The 5,678-nt window shown below is 76.4% G+C and carries 7 protein-coding genes and 1 pseudogene; 4 read left to right on the top strand and 4 right to left on the bottom strand.

The window, feature by feature from the left end; translation table 11 throughout:
• Nucleotides 1-72: 72 nt before the first annotated feature.
• Together RNC47_RS35690 and RNC47_RS35685 are read right to left on the bottom strand one after the other, a co-directional pair.
• Nucleotides 73-750 (bottom strand): DUF305 domain-containing protein, encoded by a 678-nt coding sequence (locus tag RNC47_RS35690; RefSeq protein ID WP_311604976.1) that lies wholly within the window; start codon nucleotides 748-750, stop codon nucleotides 73-75.
• Nucleotides 751-847: 97 nt separating this feature from the next.
• Entirely contained in the window at nucleotides 848-1,252 is a 405-nt protein-coding gene (locus tag RNC47_RS35685; RefSeq protein ID WP_311604974.1) for a DUF6153 family protein, read from the bottom strand.
• Between the two features lie 105 nt (nucleotides 1,253-1,357).
• Between RNC47_RS35685 and RNC47_RS35680 the strand changes: the two genes are divergently transcribed.
• Nucleotides 1,358-1,834, top strand: coding sequence for a general stress protein (locus RNC47_RS35680; protein WP_311604973.1), 477 nt, complete (start codon nucleotides 1,358-1,360; stop codon nucleotides 1,832-1,834).
• A gap of 39 nt (nucleotides 1,835-1,873) precedes the next feature.
• Here RNC47_RS35680 and RNC47_RS35675 read toward each other — a convergent pair whose 3' ends face one another.
• Nucleotides 1,874-2,134, bottom strand: a complete 261-nt coding sequence (locus tag RNC47_RS35675) for an HPr family phosphocarrier protein (RefSeq protein ID WP_311604972.1) — start codon at nucleotides 2,132-2,134, stop codon at nucleotides 1,874-1,876.
• A gap of 160 nt (nucleotides 2,135-2,294) precedes the next feature.
• Between RNC47_RS35675 and RNC47_RS35670 the strand changes: the two genes are divergently transcribed.
• The 3 genes from RNC47_RS35670 (at nucleotide 2,295) to RNC47_RS35660 (ending at nucleotide 5,556) form a co-directional block, all read left to right on the top strand.
• Nucleotides 2,295-3,122, top strand: a complete 828-nt coding sequence (locus RNC47_RS35670) for an IclR family transcriptional regulator (protein WP_311604971.1) — start codon at nucleotides 2,295-2,297, stop codon at nucleotides 3,120-3,122.
• A 101-nt stretch (nucleotides 3,123-3,223) separates the two neighbouring features.
• Nucleotides 3,224-3,853, top strand: coding sequence for a dihydroxyacetone kinase subunit DhaL (dhaL, locus tag RNC47_RS35665; protein ID WP_394814953.1), 630 nt, complete (start codon nucleotides 3,224-3,226; stop codon nucleotides 3,851-3,853).
• Entirely contained in the window at nucleotides 3,850-5,556 is a 1,707-nt protein-coding gene (locus tag RNC47_RS35660) for a putative PEP-binding protein (RefSeq protein ID WP_311604970.1), read from the top strand. The genes dhaL and RNC47_RS35660 overlap by 4 nt, the downstream gene beginning before the upstream one ends.
• Here RNC47_RS35660 and RNC47_RS35655 read toward each other — a convergent pair.
• Nucleotides 5,553-5,678, bottom strand: a pseudogene (locus RNC47_RS35655) (IS481 family transposase); the annotation flags it as partial. The gene RNC47_RS35660 and the pseudogene RNC47_RS35655 sit on opposite strands and share 4 nt — an antisense overlap.

Genomic DNA, 5,678 nt, shown 5'->3' with positions numbered 1-5,678 from the left:
GGGCGGCGGCGGCCCCGCGCGGGGCCGCCGCCGCCCCGCGCGGGAGCGCGGCGGCGGACCCGCGCGGGAGCGCTACGCCGCGTCGATGAGCTCGTTCATCCGGGCGATCTCGTCGCCCTGCGTGGCGACGATGTCCGCGGCCATGTCGAGCGCGGGCTGGTACGCCCCGCCGGACTGCTCGGTCTCCGCCATCTCGACGGCGCCCTCGTGGTGCTCGATCATCATCCGTAGGAACGCCGCGTCGAACTCGGCGCCGTCGGACTGCTCCAGCGTGGACATGTCGTCCGGCGACATCATTCCGGCCATGTCGTGGCCCGAGTGGTCCTCGTCCTCGGCCGGGACGTCCTCGCCCCAGGCCGTCAGCCACTCCGTGAGCGTCGCGATCTCGGGCGCCTGGGCGGCCTCGATCGCCTCGGCCAGCTCGACGACCTCGGGTGACTCGGCGCGGGACGCGGCGAGCTCGGCCATCTCCACGGCCTGGCGGTGGTGCGGGATCATCCCCTGGGCGAACGCCACGTCGGCGTCGTTCCACTCGGCTCCAGGCTCGGACTGCTCGGACTGTTCGGACTCCTCGGAGCCCTCCGACGGGGTCTGGCTCTCGGCGCTGTCGTGGCCGCCGGAGTGGCCGGCGTCCGAGTCGCCTTCCTCGGTGCCGCAGGCGACGAGGACGGCGGTCGCCGTCAGGCCGGCGGCGGACAGGGCGGCGGCGCGGCGCAGCCGGGCGCGCAGGGGGGAACGGTGTGTGGTCATGGTGGTGCGACTCCTGTACGTGTCCCTGAAAAGGGACGAAGGCATGAAAGGGCATGGCATGGCGTGGCGGCGGCCGGGGTGGCCGCCGTGGGTGCCCCTATATGCGGAGGAGTTGCAGTTCGCTGAGCGAGGGCGGGGCCCGGCCGCCCGGGTCGTGGGCCGGGCCAGGGCCCGGCGCGCCGGCCTGGGTGGCCACGGCGGGGGCGAGCGGCGAGAGCGTGGGCGCCTGCGGCGCGTGGGTGCCGCCGACGGCGGCCGCGGCGCAGGCGGGGTCGGCGTGCTCCGGGTGGCCGCCCGACTCGTGACAGAGCCGCTCGGCCGTGGCCGACATGCCGTCGTCCGCGGCCATCTCCGACTGGTGCGCGGGGGCCGCGGCAACCGTCACCGAGGGGGCCAGGCCGTGCATCGCCAGCAGGCCGGCGAGCAGGGCGAGCACGGTCAGCGGTCCCGCGGCCCAGCGCGGCGCGCGCCATGCCGGGTGGGGGTATCGCCGCCGTGTCACACGCCCATCCTAGGCCGATGGTCGGCCCGGGCGGGCCCGGGGCTCGCGTTGCGGGCTCGCCGGGGCGGTCGCACGCTGGTGGGTGAGCCAGGAAGGGAGCCCGCGATGACCCAGCCCCCGGCGGTCGATCGGCCGGTCGTCGGCTCGTACCCGGACTACGAGGGTGCGCAGCGCGCGGTCGACTTCCTCTCCGACAACCACTTCCCGGTGGAGCACACCGCGATCATCGGCAGCGACCTGCGGATGGTGGAGACGGTGCTCGGCCGGCTGACGCTGGGCCGGGCGGCGCTGGCCGGGATGGCCACCGGCGCCTGGTTCGGACTGCTGGTCGGCCTGTTCCTGACGGCGTTCAGCGCCAACAACCACCACGTGCTGGTGCTGATCTTCGCCGGCCTGGTCTACGGCCTCGTCTTCGGCGCGATCTGGGGCTTCGCCTCGCACGCCGTCACCAGGGGCCGCCGGGACTTCTCGTCGCGCAGCCAGATCGTGGCGGCGCGCTACGACGTGGTGGCGGACGAGAAGGTGGCGGACGAGGCGAAGAACCTGCTGATCAAGCTGGGCTGGCGGCAGGGCCAGCCGTGAGTCGCGCCCACCCGGAGGCCCACCCGGACGCGCGGGCGGTCACTCGGCGGTCGCCAGGATCTCCGCTATCGCCTTGGCGGCCTCGTCGGCGTCCTCGCCGGTGGCGCGAACCGTGACGGAGGCGCCCGCGGTGGCGCCGAGTCCCATGACGCCGAGCACGCTGGCCGCGTTGACGGTGCGCCCCGCGTAGTCGAGCTCGATCGTGCTCTGGAAGCCGGCGGCGGCCTTGGTGAGCTGGCCGGCGGGGCGGGCGTGCAGGTTGGCGGGCAGGATCACGGTGGTCTCGGAGCGTGCCGACATGGCGTGCCTCCTTGGGGGTTGCGGCGAAGGACGGGAGGTCGACCCCGTGGGCGGCGCGAGTACCATGCCGACGGGTGCGCCCATGAACGCCGATGTTAAATACCGGAACGCGATTCAGCAATACTGAACACCTCACAGCTCAGGGGACGAGGGAGTGGCCATGGTCCAGGCGGTGCAGCGGGCGGTCCAGATCCTGCGGGAGCTGGCCACAGCGGGGCCCCGGCTCGGCGTCACCGAGCTCGCCGACCGCCTCGGCGTCGCCAAGCCCACGGCGCACGCGCTGCTGCGCACGCTGGAGGCCGAGGGCATGGTCACCCAGGACCCGGAGAGCTCCAAGTACCTGCTCGGCCCCGACCTGCTGCTGCTCGGCAACGCCTACCTGGACACCCAGGAGCTGCGGACCCGCTCGCTGACCTGGGCCGACCTGCTCGCCTCGCGGGCCGGCGAGGCGGTGTGGGTGGCGGTGCTCACCGGGGACCACGTGCTGGTGGTGCACCACGCGTTCCGGCCGGCCGGCGCCGTGCAGATCCTGGAGGTGGGCGCCAGCATCCCGTGGAACACCTGCGCCCTGGGCAAGGCCATGGTGGCCTGGGCCCCGGACGAGGCGCGCGAGCGGCTGCTCGCCGGCCGGCTCGGGGTGCTCACGGGGGCCAGCGTGACCGACCCCGAGGCGCTGCGCGCCCAGCTCGACGCGGCCCTGACCACCGGTTACACCCTGGAGGACCAGGAGTCGGCGCTCGGCGACGCCGGGATCGCGGCCCCGGTGTTCGGGCGCGGCGGCGAGGTGGCCGGGGCGATCGGCGTGGTGGGCCCGGTCGAGCGGCTGCTCGCCGAGCCGGTCAGGCAGGAGCTCGCGGTGGCGGTGCGCGAGACGGCCCGCAACCTGTCCCGTGATCTCGGCGCCCCGCGCGGCGCCGCCCGCCCACCGCGGCGGGGTCACGACCCGAGCGCGCCACCCACCGTGCCGACACCCACACCCGCCGCTTGACACCCCCGGAACGCGTGCTTAACTTCCGATCAACGTTCAGCGATGACGAACCCCTTTCCGGGCATCTGGGGAGTCCGGCACCTGGGGAGTTGGGAGACCCCGTGGACACCGATCTCGCACTGTCCTGGGTGCGGGCCGTCGCCGCGGCCATGACCGAGCACGAGGAGCGGCTCACGCAGCTCGACTCGGCCATCGGTGACGCCGACCACGGCACCAACATGCGGCGTGGCTTCGCCACCGTGGTCACCGCCCTGGACGACCGGCCGCCGGGCTCGGCCGCCGACCTGCTGACCGCCACCGGGCACCTGCTGGTCAGCGGCGTGGGCGGCGCCGCGGGACCGCTGTACGGCAGCGCCTTCCGGGCGCTCGGCCGCACGCTCGCCACCCCGGACGCCGACCTGGCCACCGCCCTCGCCGCGGCGCTGGACGCGGCCCGCGAGCTGGGCGCCGCGGCCCCGGGTGACAAGACCATGATCGACGCCTTCGCGCCCGCCGTCGACGCCTTCGCACGCCGGACGGCGGCCGGCGACGCCCTCCCGGCCGCCGCCGACGCCGCGGCCGAGGCCGCCGAGCGCGGCGCGCGCGAGACCATCCCGCTCCAGGCCAGGCGCGGCCGGGCGGCCTACCTGGGCCCGCGCAGCGTCGGCCACCAGGATCCCGGCGCCGCCTCGACCGCCCTGCTCTTCCGCGCCCTGGCGGACGCGGCCGCCCGATCGGAGACCACGCGATGACCGCCCCCACCACGCCGCTGCGCTTCCCTGGACAGGCCGCCGCGCCCGGCATCGGCCTCGGCCGGCTGCTGCGCACCGACCGCCCGGTCGATCTCGACGCCGCCCCGGCCGGCGACCCGGAGTCGCTGGTCGGCGAAGCCCTGGAGGCCGTCGCCGCCCGGCTGTTCGCGCTCGCCGAGACGCTGCGCGGCCAGGGGCGGGCCGAGCAGGCCGACATCATGGAGGTCGGCGGCCAGATCGCCGGCGATCCCGAGCTGCGGGCCGGCGCCGTCGCCCGGGCCACCGCGGGGCTGCCGCCGGCCAGGGCGATCGACGAGACGGTCGCCCAGTACGCCGACGCGATGGCCGCGCTCGACGACCCGGTGCTCGCCGAGCGCGCCGCCGACATCCGGCAGGTGGGCCGCCGCGCCCTGGCCTGGCTGGCCGGCGAGCGCGCGCCGGAGACGGACGCGCCGGGAGAACCGCTGGTGCTCGCGGCCCGGGAGATCGGCGCCGCGGACCTGCTGGAGCCGGGCCGCGCGGTCGGCGCGGCCGTCACCCTCGCCGGCGGCCCGAACTCGCACGCCGCGATCGTCGCCCGTTCGCTCGGCATCCCGCTGCTGCTGACCGCGGACCCCGGGCTGCTCGACCTCCCCGACGGGGTCGAGGTCCTGGTCGACGGCGGCGCGAACGGCACCCCGGCCGCCACCGCCCACCCGGTCGCCGAGGAGCGGGCCGCCGCGCTGGCCGCACTCGCCACGGCCCGCGAGCGGCGGGCCGCGCTGGCCGCCGGCCGGCACCTGCCCGCGGAGACCACGGACGGCCACCGGATGGTGCTGCGCGCCAACGTGGCCACCGCCGACGACGCGCGGGCCGCGCTGGCCGCCAACGCGGAGGGCGTCGGCCTGCTCCGCACCGAGCTGCCGTTCCTGGACGCCGCCGCCTGGCCGAGCCGGGAGCAGCACGTGGCCGCCGTCGCGCCGGTGCTGCGGGCGCTCGCCGGCCGTCCCGTGGTGGTGCGCACGCTGGACTTCGCCGACGACAAGCTGCCGCCGTTCCTCGCCGCCGCCAACCCGGGTGGCCGGATCGGGCGCGGGCTGCCGCTGATGCTGGCCGCGCCCGACGCGTTCGCCGACCAGTTCCGGGCGCTGCTGGCGGCGGCCGGCACCGCGGGCGCCGACCTGCGGATCATGATCCCGATGGTGGCCTCGCCCCAGGAGCTCGCGGCCTGCCGGGCGCTGCTCGACCGGGCCGCCGCCGAGCTCGGCGTGGCGGCGCCGCCGCTCGGCGTGATGGTGGAGCTGTCCGAGGCGGTGGCCGCGGTGGACGAGCTGGCCCGCGACGCGGCGTTCCTCTCCATCGGCAGCAACGACCTGACGTGCCAACTGCTGGGCGTGGACCGCAGGGACCCGGCCGCCACCCCGGCGCTCGCCGCCCACCCGACGGTGTTGCGGGCCATCGGCGAGGTGGCGGAGGCCGGGCGCCGGCACGGCCGGCCGGTCTCGGTCTGCGGCGACGCCGCGGCCCACCCGCTGCTCGTCCCGCTGCTGCTCGGCCTCGGCTGCGACGTGCTGTCGGTGGCCCCCGGCGCGCTGGACGCGGTGCGGGCCAGGGTGCGCGGGCTGCGGCAGGCCGACTGCGTGGCGCTGGCCGCGGAGGCCCGCGCCCTGGACTCGGTCGAGCAGGTCTGGAAGCTGGTGGAGCGCGCCGTACCGGCGGCCTAGGTGTATTGCCCTGTGAGGTTGGGGACGCGGCTGGCGGGTGGTTGGCCTTTGAGTGCGGTGTGTCCGCGGTGGTGATTGTAGGTGTGGAGCCAGTTGGGGAAGGCGTCGCGTCGTTCTTGCTC

Source organism: Streptomyces millisiae (assembly GCF_031845425.1).
GTDB classification, from domain to species: domain Bacteria; phylum Actinomycetota; class Actinomycetes; order Streptomycetales; family Streptomycetaceae; genus Streptomyces; species Streptomyces millisiae.
The sequence above is the reverse complement of the archived record's forward strand: the minus strand, read 5'-3'. Positions and strand labels throughout refer to the sequence as shown.

Bases quoted from the DNA above. Each gene is read 5' to 3' on its own strand.
- RNC47_RS35690 (WP_311604976.1), bottom strand. From the start codon at position 750: ATGACCACACACCGTTCCCCCCTGCGCGCCCGGCTGCGCCGCGCCGCC.
- RNC47_RS35680 (WP_311604973.1), top strand. From the start codon at position 1,358: ATGACCCAGCCCCCGGCGGTCGATCGGCCGGTCGTCGGCTCGTACCCG.
- RNC47_RS35675 (WP_311604972.1), bottom strand. From the start codon at position 2,134: ATGTCGGCACGCTCCGAGACCACCGTGATCCTGCCCGCCAACCTGCAC.
- RNC47_RS35670 (WP_311604971.1), top strand. From the start codon at position 2,295: ATGGTCCAGGCGGTGCAGCGGGCGGTCCAGATCCTGCGGGAGCTGGCC.
- RNC47_RS35660 (WP_311604970.1), top strand. From the start codon at position 3,850: ATGACCGCCCCCACCACGCCGCTGCGCTTCCCTGGACAGGCCGCCGCG.